Consider the following 13105-nt stretch of genomic DNA (forward strand, 5'->3'; position numbering starts at 1 on the left):
GGACCAGCCGTGATTTCCCGGGTGTATATCCGTCACTCCCCCAGCTGCTGCGCCACGCCACAGACTCCGGCGCGGCAGATCTGGACCACCGGACCGTCCCCGTCAGGCAGCGTCCCGATGATCCCGGCCCCGTCCTCGACGCGCAGGATCAGCGCGGAGGTGCCCAGGTCCGCACGGAGGGAGACGAGCTGCTCAGTGGACGCTCCCCTCGTCACCGCGGTCACCGGCCCGGCGAGATGCGCCTCCAGGGAGCACAACCAGCCACCGGCACCCGCGAGATGACGTTCCACGGTCTCGGCATGGGCGTCGAGGATACGACGGGCCTCGACGAGCCAGCGGTTCCCCAACTCGTGGAGATCCGGATCCGCGGCAGACTGCGCCAGGCGTCCTGCGTAGGTCAGGGCCTCGGCGAACACCCCGACTGCCGCCGGTGTCGCCCCGTCATAGGGCTCGCGGGGACGCACCCCGGTGCCCGCCACGGCCTCGGCGTCGTCGTACCAGGTCCCGCGATCGCGGGAGAAGACGAGCTGGGTGTAGCTGACCAGCTCACTGACCTCGCTGACGAGGTCCTCGCCGTGTTCCCAGGCACGCACCGTGGCCAGCAGCAGCCAGGCGCAGTCCTCGAGCGTGCCCGGGGCACCGGGACAGCGGGTGACGTCGAGGACAGTGCCCTCGTCATTGGTGAGTACCGCCTGCTCCCGGAGCGCGGCCGTGGCACGCGGCCCCTCCGGATCCCCGGCTTCCGTCAGTGCGAGCGGCTGCCATGGCGTTCCAGGCGGTGATGACCTTGTCGTCGATGCCCGGCTGAGTACGCTGCGCCCTCGCTGCCAGCAGGGCCTGACGGACCTGATCGTCCGGGGCGTCTCCTCTCAGGGTGAGCACGGACCGGCCGTCGAGCTGGCCCGCGGGGGACACTCCATAGGCGGTGGAGACGGAATCGGCGTCCTGTCCGACAACCGCGGCGATCTCCGACGGTGTCCAGGTGTAGGTCAGCCCCTCCACGCCGTCGGCGTCGGCGTCCAGACTGCTGACGAAGAGAGCGCCGGTTCCGGTCCGCATGTCCGCGGTCAGGAATGCACAGGTCAGCTCTGCCGCACGCCGGACCAGCTCATCCTCGGGACGGTGCGCCAGGTACGCCGACATTGCGCGCACCAGCAGCGCATTGTCGTAGAGGGTCTTCTCGAAGTGCGGGACGGTCCACGTGGCGTCCACACAGTAGCGGTGGAACCCGCCGCCGAGCTGGTCGAACAGGCCACCGCGGACCATGTCGTGGAGGGTCGATTCCACCCGGTCGAGGGCAGCGTCCTTCACCGGGGTGTTCTGCGCGCCCTCCTGCTCGGCGTAGCGCACCAGTCCCAGCAGCGCGGCCGACGGCGGGAACGTCGGTGCACCCTCGACCACTCCGGCACCGGCGGCGACGATCCGTGCCGGGAGTGCCTCGGTGTCCTCGTCGGCGTGCCAGGACGCCGACCCTCCCTCCTCTGACGCCGCTGCCAGGGTGTGGGTGAGCTTGCCGGCCACGGCGTCCACCTGCGCCCGGTCCTCCCTCCAGGTGCGCACGAGTGCCGCGAGCAACTGCGTGAGCTGGTCGGGCCGGAAGTAGGTGCCGGCGAAGAACGGCCGGCCGTCGGCGTCGGTGACCACCGTCATCGGCCAACCACCCTGCCCGGTGAGGGCCTGGGTGGCCTGCATGTAGACGGCGTCGACGCCCGGATGCTGCTCCCGGTCGACCTTCACCGTCACGAAACCGGCGTTGATCTGTGCGGCGATGTCCGGATCGGAGAAACTCTCCCGCGCCATGACATGGCACCAGTGGCAGGTGGCGTAACCGATCGACAGGAAGACAGGGACATCCCGGCGGCGAGCCTCAGCGAACGCCTCCGGACCCCACGGCCACCAGTCGACAGGGTTGTCGGCGTGCTGGCGCAGGTACGGGGAGGTTGAGTCAGCGAGTCTGTTCGGAGTGGTGGACATGCCCCCACGGTAGCGTGGACGCGTGCACACCTACCGACGTGGTGAACAGCTGCTCGCTGTCGCCCTCACCGTTCTCGCAGGGTTCGTCGACTCCGTCGGCTTCCTCTACCTCGGTGGCGTCTTCCTGTCCTTCATGTCCGGAAACACCACCCGCTTCGCCACCGCCGCGGTCGAGGGCGACGGAAGCCTCGCCGTTCTCGCAGGCAGCTGCCTCGGACTGTTCCTCGGCGGCGTGATCCTCGGTGCGCTGGTCCACCGACTCGCGCGGAACCGGTGGGAGCTGACCCGGGGGCGGGAGGCGGTGATGGTCACCGTCACCCTCCTCTTCGGCCTTTCCGCACTGCTTGTCGCCCTCGACGCCGAGCGTGCGGCCATGCTGGTGCTCTCCGTCGGCATCGGTGCCCTCAACAGCGTCTTCGAACGCGACGGGGAGGTTGCGGTCCCGCTGACCTACATGACCGGCACACTGGTGAAGATGGGCCAGCGACTGGTGGACGCCTTCTTCGGCGGCGAGCATATCCGCTGGATCTCCCATCTGCTGCTGTGGCTGGGCCTGGCGGTCGGTGCGGTGGGCGGTGCCGTGGTTTTCGAGACCCTGGGCATCTCCACGGTCTACGTCATCGCCGGCTACATGCTGCTGCTCACGGTGGTCAGTCAGGTGGTGCGCGAGGGGCGTCGACGCGCCGGGCTGCCGCTGTAAAAGCCTGTTCAGCCGCGGACTACAGTCAGGTGTATGAGCACTGTTGACACTGTTGACGCCGACCTCGATGCTGAGCTGGGTTCCCTCCTCACCGGGTCTCTGATCACGGACCCTGACATCCTCGCCACCTTCTCCCGCGACGAGTCCCTCTACTCCCCGGACGGGACGCCGCTCGCCCTGGTCCGGGCGCATTCGGTCGACGATGTGGTCGCCACGATGCGTGTCGCCTACGCCCACGGTATCCCGGTGGTGCCCCAGGGCGCACGCTCGGGTATCTCGGGCGGGGCGAATGCGGTGGACGGCTGCATTCTCCTGTCGGTCAAGTCCATGGACCGGATTCTTGCGGTGGACGAGGAGAACAAGACGGTCACCGTCGAACCCGGGATCATCAACCTGGACCTGAAGAATGCGCTGCGCCCCTACGGGCTGGCCTACCCGCCGGACCCCGGTTCGGTGGCGATGTGTTCGATCGGCGGGAACATCGCGACCAATGCCGGTGGCATGTGCTGCGTGAAGTACGGCGTGACCCGTGAGTACGTCCGCGAACTGAAGGTCGTGCTCGCCGACGGGACGCTGACCCGGCTCGGGCACCGCACCGTCAAGGGTGTCGCCGGGCTCGACCTGGCAGGGCTGTTCACCGGCTCTGAAGGCACCCTCGGCGTCATCGTCGAAGCCACCCTCAAGCTCGTTCCACTGGGCCCGGATCCGCTCTCTGCCCTCGCGACCTTCTCCACAGTCAGGGCTGCAGTGCAGACCGTGGCGGCGTACATGGCCACGGGTGCGACCCCTTCCCTGCTGGAGATGATGGATGCGAAGACCATCGGCATGATCAACGCCCTCGGGGACTTCGGTCTCGACGAGTCGGTCGGTGCAGTGCTCATCATGCAGTCGGACTCCACCACCGCTGCTGCGGATACCGAGGCCTTTGCCACAGTGGCGACCGACAACGGTGCCCACGACGTCGCCTTCGCCGACAATGCCCGGGACTCCGAGATGCTTGTCGCCGCCCGCCGGTCCGCCCAGCCGGCCTGGGAGCACTACGCCCGGGCGCACGGTGGCGGACAGCTGCTCGACGACGTCTGCATCCCGCGCTCGGCCATGGCGGAGTTCTGCGACCGGGTGGACGCCATCAGCGCGTCCACCGGTGCGATGGTCGCCGTGATCGCCCACGCCGGCGACGGCAACATGCACCCGTCGGTCTTCTTCGACACCGCCGACGAGGCCTCTGTCGCCCGTGCCAGGGACGCCTTCGACCAGATCATGGCGCTGGGACTCGAACTCGGCGGCACGATCACCGGTGAACACGGTGTGGGTAACCTGAAGTCGGAATGGCTGGCCAGGGAACTCGACGAGGGCAACCGTCGCCTGCACCGTTCAATCAAGGACGCCGTGGACCCCACCGGCATCCTCAATCCCGGAAAGATGCTGGAGCACCTGTGACCGACGCCGCTGCCATGCTTGACACCCTCGCCGCACAACTCACCGGTTCGCTGACCACCGACCCGGATGTCCTGGCCACCCACTCTCTCGACGAGTCCGAGCACCGGCCCGACGGAGCCGCCCTCGCCCTGGTCCGGGCGTCCTGCGTCGACGACGTGGTCGCCACGATGAGCTTCGCCTACGCCCACGGCATCCCCGTGATCCCGCAGGGCGCGCGCTCCGGACTGTCCGGTGGTGCCTGCGCCGTCGACGGGTGCATCCTGCTGTCTGTCAGGGCCATGGACCGGATCATCTCCGTGGACGAGGAGAACAAGACCGTCACCGTCGAACCCGGCATCATCAATCTGGACCTGAAGAACGCGCTGCGGCCTTACGGGCTGGCCTATCCTCCGGACCCCGGTTCGGTGGCGATGTGCTCGATCGGCGGGAACATCGCCACGAACGCCGGCGGTATGTGCTGTGTGAAGTACGGCGTGACCCGCGAGTACGTCCGTGAGATCACCGTCGTCCTCGCCGACGGGACCGTTACCCGGCTCGGCCACCGGACCGTGAAGGGGGTGGCCGGCCTGGACCTCACCGCCCTGTTCACCGGCTCAGAGGGCACCCTCGGCGTCATCGTCGAGGCCACACTCAAGCTCGTGCCGCTGGGCACAGACCCGCTGAGTGCCCTGGCGACCTTCCCCGACGTGCGTACCGCCACCGAAGCCGTTGCCGCCTACACGGCCACCGGGGCCACTCCGTCGATGCTGGAGATGATGGACGGCATTTCCATCGGCTTCATCAACGCCATCGGCGACTTCGGCATGGACGACTCGGTCGGAGCAGTCCTCATCATGCAGTCCGACTCGACCACTGCAGCGGAGGACACCGAGGCCTTCGCCGCGATCTCCCGGGACCACGGAGCCGTCGACGTCGCTTTCGCCGACAATGCCCTGGACTCCGAGATGCTTGTCGCCGCCCGCCGCTCCGTCCAGCCCGGCAATGAGCACTACGCCCGCGCCCACGGCGGTGGGCAGCTCATCGACGATGTCTGCGTCCCCCGCTCCCACCTCGCCGAGTTCTGTTCCGGGGTCGAGGCGATCCGCGAGGAGACCGGGACGATGATCGCGCTGGTCGCCCACGCCGGCGACGGCAACGTCCATCCCTCCGTCTTCTATGACCAGCAGGACGCCGCCTCCCGGGCAGCGGCTACCGGGGCCTTCGACCGGATCATGGCACTGGGGCTGGCCCTGGGCGGCACGATCACCGGTGAGCACGGGGTCGGCGTCCTCAAGGCGGAGTGGCTGGCCAGGGAACTCGACGAGGGCAACCGCCACCTGCACCGCGTCATCAAGGATGCGGTGGACCCCACCGGCATCCTGAGCCCCGGTAAAATGCTGCACTATGTCTGACCTCGCCACTCTCGCCGACCAGCTGACCGGTCCGCTCTCCACCGACCCGGACATCCTGGAGACCTTCTCCTCCGATGAATCGGTGTACCGTGCCGACGGCAGCGCCCTGGCCCTTGTCCGCGCGCACTCGGTCGACGATGTCGTCGCGACCATGCGTTTCGCCCACGCCCACGGGATCCCCGTGGTCCCCCAGGGTGCGCGCTCGGGACTCTCAGGTGGCGCCTGCGCCGTGGACGGCTGCATACTGCTGTCGGTGCGGAACATGGACCGGATCCTCGAGGTCGACGAGGAGAACAAGACCGTCACCGTCGAACCCGGCATCATCAACAAGGACCTCAAGGACGCGCTGAAGACGAAGGGCCTGGCCTACCCGCCGGACCCGGGTTCCTACGCGATGTGCTCGATCGGCGGGAACATCGCCACGAACGCCGGCGGCATGTGCTGCGTAAAGTACGGGGTGACACGCGAGTACGTCCGTGAGATCAAGGTCGTCCTCGCCGACGGAACCCTGACGCGCCTCGGTCACCGCACCGTCAAGGGCGTCGCCGGCCTGGATCTCACCTCACTGTTCACCGGTTCGGAGGGAAACCTCGGCGTCATCGTCGAAGCGACCCTCAAGCTCGTGCCGCTGGGTCCCGATCCGCTGAGCGCCCTGGCGACCTTCCCCTCGGTCACCGCCGCCGCGTCCGCCGTCTCCGCGTACATGCGCACCGGAGCCACACCGTCCCTGTTGGAGATGATGGACGGTACGACCGTCGGCATGGTCCAGGACATGACGGATTTCGGTCTTGATGCCTCGGTCGGTGCGGTCCTCATCATGCAGTCCGATTCCACTACCGCGTCCGCGGACGCCGAGGCCTTCGCCGACATCGCGCAGGAACACGGTGCTGTCGATGTCGCCTTCGCCGACAACCCGGACGACTCCGAGATGCTGGTGGCCGCCCGACGTTCCGCCCAGACAGCCTTCGAGCACTATGCGCAGTCCCACGGTGGCGGGCAGATGCTCGATGACGTGTGCGTTCCCCGTGACAGGCTGGCGGAGTTCTGCGACGGGATCACCCGCATCGGTGAGGCGACCGGGATCCGGGTCGCCGTCATCGCCCACGCCGGTGACGGCAACACCCACCCCTCGGTCTTCTTCGACAACGACGACCCGGCATCCGTCACCGCCGGTTACGACGCCTTCTACCGGATCATGGAGCTGGGCCTGGAGCTCGGCGGCACGATCACCGGTGAGCACGGCGTGGGTGCGCTGAAGGCGGAGTGGCTGGCCAAGGAGCTCGACGAAGGCAACCGCCACCTGCACCGTGAGATCAAGAACGCCGTCGACCCGACGGGTATCCTCAACCCCGGAAAGATGCTGTCCCGCCTGTGACTTCTGAGTCTGCTTTACCCGCTCCCGCGAAGCGTCGCCCGCTCGCCCTGTCCCCCTCCCGCGTCGGAGACTACAACCAGTGCCCGCTGCTCTACCGCTTCCGGGCGATCGACCGACTGCCCGAGCCCAGCACCGTCGCCCAGGTCAAGGGGACGCTGGTCCATGCGGTCCTGGAGGAACTGCACGGTCTCCCGCGCGCGGAGCGCACCTACCCGGCGGCGGTGAAGATGCTCAAGCCGCACTGGGCGGCGATGACGGCGAAGGACCCGCTGCTGGATGAGCTGGTGCCGGAGTCCGACTACATGGACTTCCTCGTCGCCTCCCGTGACCTGGTCAAGGGCTACTTCCTCATGGAGAACCCGGAAGCCTTCGACGCGGACTCGATGGAGAAGTTCGTCGACCTCACCCTGCCGAACGGGGTGCCGGTGCGCGGCTTCATCGACCGCGTGGATGTCGCCCCCACCGGCGAAGTCCGTGTTGTCGACTACAAGACCGGGAAGAAGCCGATCCCCCGGTTCGCCGGTCAGGCGATGTTCCAGATGCGGTTCTACGCCCTGGTGTGGTGGCGGCTCTACGACCACATCCCCGAGCAGCTGCGGTTGATGTACCTCAAGGTCCGGGACGACATGGTGCTCTCACCGACCCCGGCAGAGCTCAACTACGTGGAGAAGGACCTCGGCCGTATCTGGGACGCTGTGGGCACCGACGCCCGGTCCGGTAGCTTCGCGCCGAAGACCTCGAAGCTGTGCGGCTGGTGTTCCTTCCAGAAGATCTGCCCCGCCTTCAACGGCACCCCGCCGGAATATCCGGGAGTGCCGCCCGAGTTCGCGTGAAGAGACAGGTCGCAAGTTCGACGAGCTACCTCAATTAGCTTTGGAACCCGGTCACTCGGGTCTGCACGCGGTACTCACCAGGAGTCTGCCCGAACCGCTTTCGGAATGCCGAGATGAATCCGGTGGTGCTTGTATACCCGACGGCGGTGCAGACATCTGTCAGTGGTAGTTTCCCATCGAGCAGTGGGAGAGCTGCGGTGAGTCGCACTTCGGTGAGCCGTTCTCGGTAGCTCTTTCCGGTTTCTTCCTGGAACTTCCTGTGCACCGTTCTTTCATTTCCCCCGGGCTTCTCGGTGAGGTCCTTGAGTGGGATACGGCGGCCCGGGTCACGCGTCACCATTTCGGCGATCGCGCGTGCTCGCGAATCGGTCGGCAGGAGGACCCGGCCCTGGGACTGCCCTGGAAGGCCTGGGCCACCACCTTCAGCACAGTATCGATCCCGGGAACAACACCGCCCACCGTTTCGTGCGAGGCGTGACCGCTGTCGACGTCGTCGCCGATTGTCAGGAGGAGCAGGCTGACGTGGTGATTGCCGACCATGCGGCTGCGCGGGTCGTGGAGAAGCTTCGGGGACGCGACATGGTGAGAACGGAGGGTGGTACACAGGCACTTCGTCGGACGGTGAATGCCCGACTGCAGATTGAGGGTGAGGAACTGAGCACAGTCTCTGTCCCCCGCCCCTTCGGAGCGCTGATCCTGAAAGCCGCCGCGTATATCACGGATTCCCGGGACCGTGACCGCCATCTGTTCGATGCAGCGGCTCTGCTCGCCTGCATCGATGACCCGTGCGTCGAGCGGGAGGGCTTCACGGGGTCAGATCGAGGTCGCATTGCGATGTGGTTTCGTACCTCGACCAGCTTCATCCGGCATGGCGGATGCTCTCCGAGCCGGACCGCGTGCAGGCACAGATCGCGCCCGACATTCTTGCCGCGTGAAATGCCAGCTCACTCCAGATCAAGTTCATCGAGCAGATCCAGGAACGCCGGGGCGACCGACACCCGCCACAGGACGTCGACCTTCGCATCTGCCCGCCCCGGACCGCCGTTGATGACACTGACCTGCTTGCCCTGCTGCTGCGCGTCCAGTACCAGCCGGTAGCCGCTCATCACCGCCAGCGAGGAGCCGACCACCAGCACCGAGGACGCCTCCTCCACCATCTGGGCCGCCCGCTCACGCCGTGCGACAGGCACCGGTTCCCCGAAGTAGACGACGTCCGGCTTCAGCAGCACCGAACCGCAGACCTCACAGCCGACCATCCGGAACTTCGCGACGTGGGCATCATCCAGCGTCACGTCACCGTCCGGGTTGACCTGCGTGGGATCCGGCCGGATCTCCTCCAGGTAGCCGGGGTTGGCCGCTTCCAGCCGGGCGTCGAAGGACTGTCGCTCTTCGGTGTGCCCGCACTCGAGACAGATCACGCGGGCCAGGTCGCCGTGCAGGGTCAGCAGGTTTCGCGACCCCGCGGCGGCATGCAGACCGTCGACGTTCTGGGTGATGACGCCATCGACCAGGCCGGTGTCCTCGAGTTCGGCGATGGCGTAGTGCGTCGCATTCGGCCGGGCCGTCGCCATCTCCCGCCAGCCGACGAAGGACCGTGCCCAGTACCGGTGCGAGGCCGCCGGATCATGCCGGAATTCCTGGTAGGTCATCGGCCGGTGCCGTCCGAGTGAGCCGTGCGGCCCCCGGTAGTCCGGGATGCCGGAATCCGTGGAGACTCCGGCTCCGGTGATCACGAGGACGCCTCCCCTGCTGAGCTGGGACGCCACTGAGTGCAGCGCGACATCCGGATCAGCGTGCGTCCCGGTCTCCTCGACCACCCGGGCGATGGAACGCAGCGCGGAGCGGTGGGCGAGAGTGACCGCGTCAGGAAGAGCCATGGCCTCAGTGTAGGCCCGTGACCCGAACCCTACGAGTCCAGGAAAAGCTCCCCGCGCCACACCGGGTGCAGCAGGTTCTCGGTGCTCAGCACCTTGTCGAGGGTCTCCTTGTCCAGCAGTTCCATCTCGAGGACGACCTCGGGCACCGACTTGCCGGTCCGGGCACACTCCTTACCCACCAGGTCACCGTTGTGGTGGCCGATGAGCGGGTTGAGGTAGGTGACGATACCGATGGAGTTGTCGACGTAACGGCGGCAGACTTCCGGGTTCGCGGTGATGTCCACCACGCAGAGGGTGCGCAGCGTGGTGCAGGCCCGGGCCAGCAGTCGGATCGACTCGAACAGGGACTGCGAGATCACCGGCTCCATGACATTGAGCTGGAGCTGACCGGCCTCCGCCGCCATCGAGATCGTCACGTCATTGCCGAAGACCTTGAAGCAGATCTGGTTGACGACCTCCGGGATCACCGGGTTGACCTTCGCCGGCATGATCGACGAACCGGCCTGACGCTCCGGCAGGTTGATCTCGTTGAGCCCGGCCCGCGGGCCCGAAGACAGCAGTCGCAGGTCGTTGCAGATCTTCGACAGCTTCATCGCCGCACGCTTGACCACCGAGGACGCGTTGACGTAGGCACCCGTGTCACTGGTGGCCTCCAGCAGATCCCGGGCCGGCTTGATCTCCAGCCCCGTCACCTCCGACAGTGCCGAGGTGACCTGTGCCTGGTAGCCGGCCGGGGCGTTGACCCCGGTCCCGATCGCCGTTCCTCCGAGGTTGACCTCGAGCATGAAATTGGCCGCCCGGTCGAGCTGCGCCTGCTCCTCAGCCAGGTTGCGGGCGAAGGCGGTGAACTCCTCGCCGAGGCTCATCGGCACCGCGTCCTGCAGCTGGGTGCGACCCATCGTGATGATGTCCCGGAACTCGTCGCCTTTGGCGGCGAAGGACCGCTCCAGCGCTCCCAGGTGCTTGATGAGCTCCTGGAACGCGGTGTGGATGCCCAGACGGAATCCCGTCGGGTAGGCGTCATTCGTGGACTGGCTCATGTTGACGTCGTCATTGGGATTGATGACGTCATACCTGCCCTTCTCCTCCCCCAGGTATTCCAGGGCGAGGTTGGCCACCACCTCATTGACGTTCATGTTCGTCGAGGTACCCGCGCCACCCTGGTAGACGTCGATCGGGAACTGGTCCATGCACCGGTGACTGTCGAGGATCTGGTCACAGGCCCAGACGATCGCGTCGGCCTTGTCTCCCGGCAGGGTGTGCAGCCGCCGGTTCGCCAACGCCGCGGCCTTCTTCACCTGCACCATGCCGCGGATGAACTCCGGCAGCTGGTTCAGGGTCGTCCGCGAGATCTGGAAGTTGTCGACCGCCCGCAGCGCGTGGATGCCGTAGTAGGCGTCTGCCGGAACCTCCATCGTGCCGAGGAGATCCTCCTCGGTACGGAAGGAGTCCGCGGAATGTGCCTGGCGGGAGATGGACTCCGCGGAGGTGATGATGTCCGTCGACAACGTCACCGGACGGTAGGTCCGCCCGGTCGGCATGGCGTGCGGATCGTTGCTCGGGTCGGCCTGGGGATCGTTCTGGGAGTCTGACACGGGACTGCATGACCTTTCGGATCAACGCCGGGCCTGGAGACGACGGGTGGGTGGGTGAGGTCAGATCCTGGCGATGCGGATGTCGCTGGCCAGGATGGCCTTGGCCCCCAGTGCCGAGAGCTTGTCCATGAGGGAGTTGGCGTCCTTCCGCGGAACCATCGCGCGGACGGCCGCCCAGTCCTCATGCGCCAGCGGCGACACGGTGGGGCCGGACAGGCCCGGCGTGATCGACGATACCTGCTCGAGAATGTTTCGGGGGCAGTTGTATTCGATCATGACGTAGTTGCGGGCGTGGAGGATGCCCTCGAGTCGCTTGAGGAAGACGCTCTGCCGCTCGTCGACATCGGCGCCGCGACGCCCCACCACGACGGCGGTGGAGGAGATCAGCGGCTCACCGAACGGTTCCAGCCCCTGCTGACGCAGGGTACGGCCGGTGGAGACGACATCGGCGATGGCGTCCGCCACACCGAGACGGATCGAGATCTCCACCGCACCGTCGAGACGGACGACCTTGGCGTCCAGACCACGCTGCTCCAGGTCGCGACGCACCAGATTCGGGTAGGAGGTCGCGATGCGTTTGCCGTCGAGGTCGTCGACGGTCCAGTTCTCCCCCGCCGGGGCGGCGTAACGGAAGGTCGAGGAACCGAAGCCGAGCTCCATGAGTTCCTCGGTCTCCTCGCGGGTGTCCGCGGCCAGATCGCGTCCGGTGATACCCATGTCCAGGTGACCGCTGGCCACGTAGATGGCGATGTCCTTGGGGCGCAGGAAGTAGAACTCCACGCCGTTGGCCTCGTCGCGGACGGTGAGGGACTTCGTGTCCCCACGCCCCCGGTAACCGGCTTCGTTGAGGATGTCGGTGGCCGTCTCCGACAGGGAACCCTTGTTGGGGACGGCGACGCGCAGCATCTCGTCGGGTGCACTCACGACGGAACTCCTAGAGGAACTTGTAGACGTCGGCGGGGGTCAGGCCTCGCTTGACCATGATGACCTGCAGCCAGTAGATGAGCTGGGAGATCTCCTCGGAGAGCTCGTCGTCGGACTGGTACTCCGCGGCCAGCCAGACCTCGCCCGCCTCCTCGGCGATTTTCTTGCCGAGGTTATGCAGTCCACCGTCCAGGGCCTTGACGGTGCCGGAGCCCTCAGGCCGGTCGACGGCACGCTGGGCAAGTTCCTCAAACAGGGAGTCGAAGTTTTTCACGGGACTCATTGTGGCACATCAACCGTGGAAGCGGTGATGCGACCCCATATGTCCAGCAGGTCCGCGACCGTCAGGCCGTCCAGATCGTTCCCCTGTCCCGGACGCAGGTCGGCGATGTCCGCTGCACCCTCGGGGACGGTATTCCCCGGGGACGGGACGCCGAGGACGCGACACCCGGCCGCCACCGCCGAGCGCATCCCGTTGGTCGAGTCCTCCACGACCAGGCAGTCGTCCGGTGCCAGACCCAGGCGTCGGCAGGCCAGCTGGTACGGCCCGGGGTCCGGCTTGCCGTGGGTGACCTCGTCGCCGCACACCGAGCCGACGAAGTGGTCCGCGCCGATCGTCTGCAGCGCCTGGTCAGTGAGGGACCGGTAGGTGTTCGTCACCACCATCATCGGCAGCATCCCCTTACCCTCGGTGAGCAGCTCCGGGATGCCGGGGCGGAACGGTAGATCGGTGGAGAAGAGTCCGGAGACGATCGCGTAGAGCCGGTCCACCCACCGGGCCAGTGACTCCCCGTCGAGCGTGAGGCCCGCCCAGTCGGCGCAGATCTGTACCGTGTTTTCCGCGATACCGCCGACGGTGGTCTCCCGGACCTCCGGGGTGAGCTCGCGGCCCATCTCCGCGCACATCGCGTAGGTCGCCTCGCCCCACCGTGGTTCGGTGTCGACCAGCGTGCCGTCCATGTCCCAGAGAATCGCCTTCATGACTCCCCATCATGC

Annotated in this window: 13 protein-coding genes; 5 read left to right on the forward strand and 8 right to left on the reverse strand. The window is 67.0% G+C overall.

Annotated features, from left to right (window positions below; genetic code table 11):
- Positions 1–32: 32 nt before the first annotated feature.
- Positions 33–593: a hypothetical protein gene (locus ACZ9GM_RS04680; protein WP_476037344.1), complete on the reverse strand. Its 561-nt coding sequence runs from the start codon at positions 591–593 to the stop codon at positions 33–35.
- A gap of 82 nt (positions 594–675) precedes the next feature.
- Positions 676–1974 carry a thioredoxin domain-containing protein gene (locus ACZ9GM_RS04685; protein ID WP_476037345.1) on the reverse strand — a complete coding sequence of 433 codons (1299 nt, stop codon included), beginning with the start codon at positions 1972–1974 and terminating at the stop codon, positions 676–678.
- Between the two features lie 22 nt (positions 1975–1996).
- Here ACZ9GM_RS04685 and ACZ9GM_RS04690 point away from each other — a divergent pair, with 22 nt between their 5' ends.
- Genes ACZ9GM_RS04690 through ACZ9GM_RS04710 form a run of 5 tightly spaced genes read left to right on the forward strand, consistent with a single transcriptional unit; the run spans position 1997 to position 7713 of the window.
- On the forward strand, positions 1997–2674 hold the full coding sequence (locus ACZ9GM_RS04690; protein WP_291473798.1) for a YoaK family protein: 678 nt from the start codon (positions 1997–1999) through the stop codon (positions 2672–2674).
- Between the two features lie 33 nt (positions 2675–2707).
- Positions 2708–4114 (forward strand): FAD-binding oxidoreductase, encoded by a 1407-nt coding sequence (locus ACZ9GM_RS04695; RefSeq protein ID WP_476037346.1) that lies wholly within the window; start codon positions 2708–2710, stop codon positions 4112–4114.
- 14 nt (positions 4115–4128) lie between these two features.
- Entirely contained in the window at positions 4129–5505 is a 1377-nt protein-coding gene (locus ACZ9GM_RS04700) for an FAD-binding oxidoreductase (RefSeq protein ID WP_291473888.1), read from the forward strand.
- The gene (locus ACZ9GM_RS04705) at positions 5498–6880 is read left to right on the forward strand and encodes an FAD-binding oxidoreductase (RefSeq protein WP_291473800.1); all 1383 of its coding nucleotides are present in this window, start codon (positions 5498–5500) and stop codon (positions 6878–6880) included. The genes ACZ9GM_RS04700 and ACZ9GM_RS04705 overlap by 8 nt, the downstream gene beginning before the upstream one ends.
- Positions 6877–7713: a RecB family exonuclease gene (locus tag ACZ9GM_RS04710; protein WP_291473801.1), complete on the forward strand. Its 837-nt coding sequence runs from the start codon at positions 6877–6879 to the stop codon at positions 7711–7713. Before ACZ9GM_RS04705 ends, ACZ9GM_RS04710 begins: the two co-directional genes overlap by 4 nt.
- A 34-nt stretch (positions 7714–7747) precedes the next feature.
- On the opposite strand, the gene ACZ9GM_RS04715 is transcribed toward ACZ9GM_RS04710, so the two are convergent.
- The 6 genes from ACZ9GM_RS04715 to ACZ9GM_RS04740 form a co-directional block, all read right to left on the reverse strand.
- Positions 7748–8053 carry a helix-turn-helix transcriptional regulator gene (locus ACZ9GM_RS04715; protein WP_367273305.1) on the reverse strand — a complete coding sequence of 102 codons (306 nt, stop codon included), beginning with the start codon at positions 8051–8053 and terminating at the stop codon, positions 7748–7750.
- Between the two features lie 604 nt (positions 8054–8657).
- Positions 8658–9590 (reverse strand): Sir2 family NAD-dependent protein deacetylase, encoded by a 933-nt coding sequence (locus ACZ9GM_RS04720; RefSeq protein WP_291473802.1) that lies wholly within the window; start codon positions 9588–9590, stop codon positions 8658–8660.
- 29 nt (positions 9591–9619) lie between these two features.
- Positions 9620–11131: an aspartate ammonia-lyase gene (gene aspA, locus ACZ9GM_RS04725; RefSeq protein WP_291473889.1), complete on the reverse strand. Its 1512-nt coding sequence runs from the start codon at positions 11129–11131 to the stop codon at positions 9620–9622.
- Positions 11132–11245: 114 nt separating this feature from the next.
- Complete coding sequence (gene hisG / locus ACZ9GM_RS04730) at positions 11246–12091, reverse strand: ATP phosphoribosyltransferase (protein WP_291473890.1); 846 nt, start codon at positions 12089–12091, stop codon at positions 11246–11248.
- Positions 12092–12119: 28 nt separating this feature from the next.
- The gene (locus ACZ9GM_RS04735) at positions 12120–12383 is read right to left on the reverse strand and encodes a phosphoribosyl-ATP diphosphatase (RefSeq protein WP_014009953.1); all 264 of its coding nucleotides are present in this window, start codon (positions 12381–12383) and stop codon (positions 12120–12122) included.
- Positions 12384–12388: 5 nt separating this feature from the next.
- Entirely contained in the window at positions 12389–13090 is a 702-nt protein-coding gene (locus ACZ9GM_RS04740) for an HAD family hydrolase (RefSeq protein WP_291473803.1), read from the reverse strand.
- Positions 13091–13105: the final 15 nt, after the last annotated feature.

This window comes from Corynebacterium sp. UD i78 (assembly GCF_056280545.1).

Excerpts from the sequence above, each read along its gene's own strand:
- ACZ9GM_RS04685 (WP_476037345.1), bottom strand. The coding sequence starts at position 1,974 with ATGTCCACCACTCCGAACAGACTCGCTGACTCAACCTCCCCGTACCTG.
- ACZ9GM_RS04695 (WP_476037346.1), top strand. The coding sequence starts at position 2,708 with ATGAGCACTGTTGACACTGTTGACGCCGACCTCGATGCTGAGCTGGGT.
- ACZ9GM_RS04700 (WP_291473888.1), top strand. The coding sequence starts at position 4,129 with ATGCTTGACACCCTCGCCGCACAACTCACCGGTTCGCTGACCACCGAC.
- ACZ9GM_RS04705 (WP_291473800.1), top strand. The coding sequence starts at position 5,498 with ATGTCTGACCTCGCCACTCTCGCCGACCAGCTGACCGGTCCGCTCTCC.
- ACZ9GM_RS04715 (WP_367273305.1), bottom strand. The coding sequence starts at position 8,053 with ATGGTGACGCGTGACCCGGGCCGCCGTATCCCACTCAAGGACCTCACC.
- ACZ9GM_RS04720 (WP_291473802.1), bottom strand. The coding sequence starts at position 9,590 with ATGGCTCTTCCTGACGCGGTCACTCTCGCCCACCGCTCCGCGCTGCGT.
- aspA (WP_291473889.1), bottom strand. The coding sequence starts at position 11,131 with ATGCCGACCGGGCGGACCTACCGTCCGGTGACGTTGTCGACGGACATC.
- hisG (WP_291473890.1), bottom strand. The coding sequence starts at position 12,091 with ATGCTGCGCGTCGCCGTCCCCAACAAGGGTTCCCTGTCGGAGACGGCC.
- ACZ9GM_RS04740 (WP_291473803.1), bottom strand. The coding sequence starts at position 13,090 with ATGAAGGCGATTCTCTGGGACATGGACGGCACGCTGGTCGACACCGAA.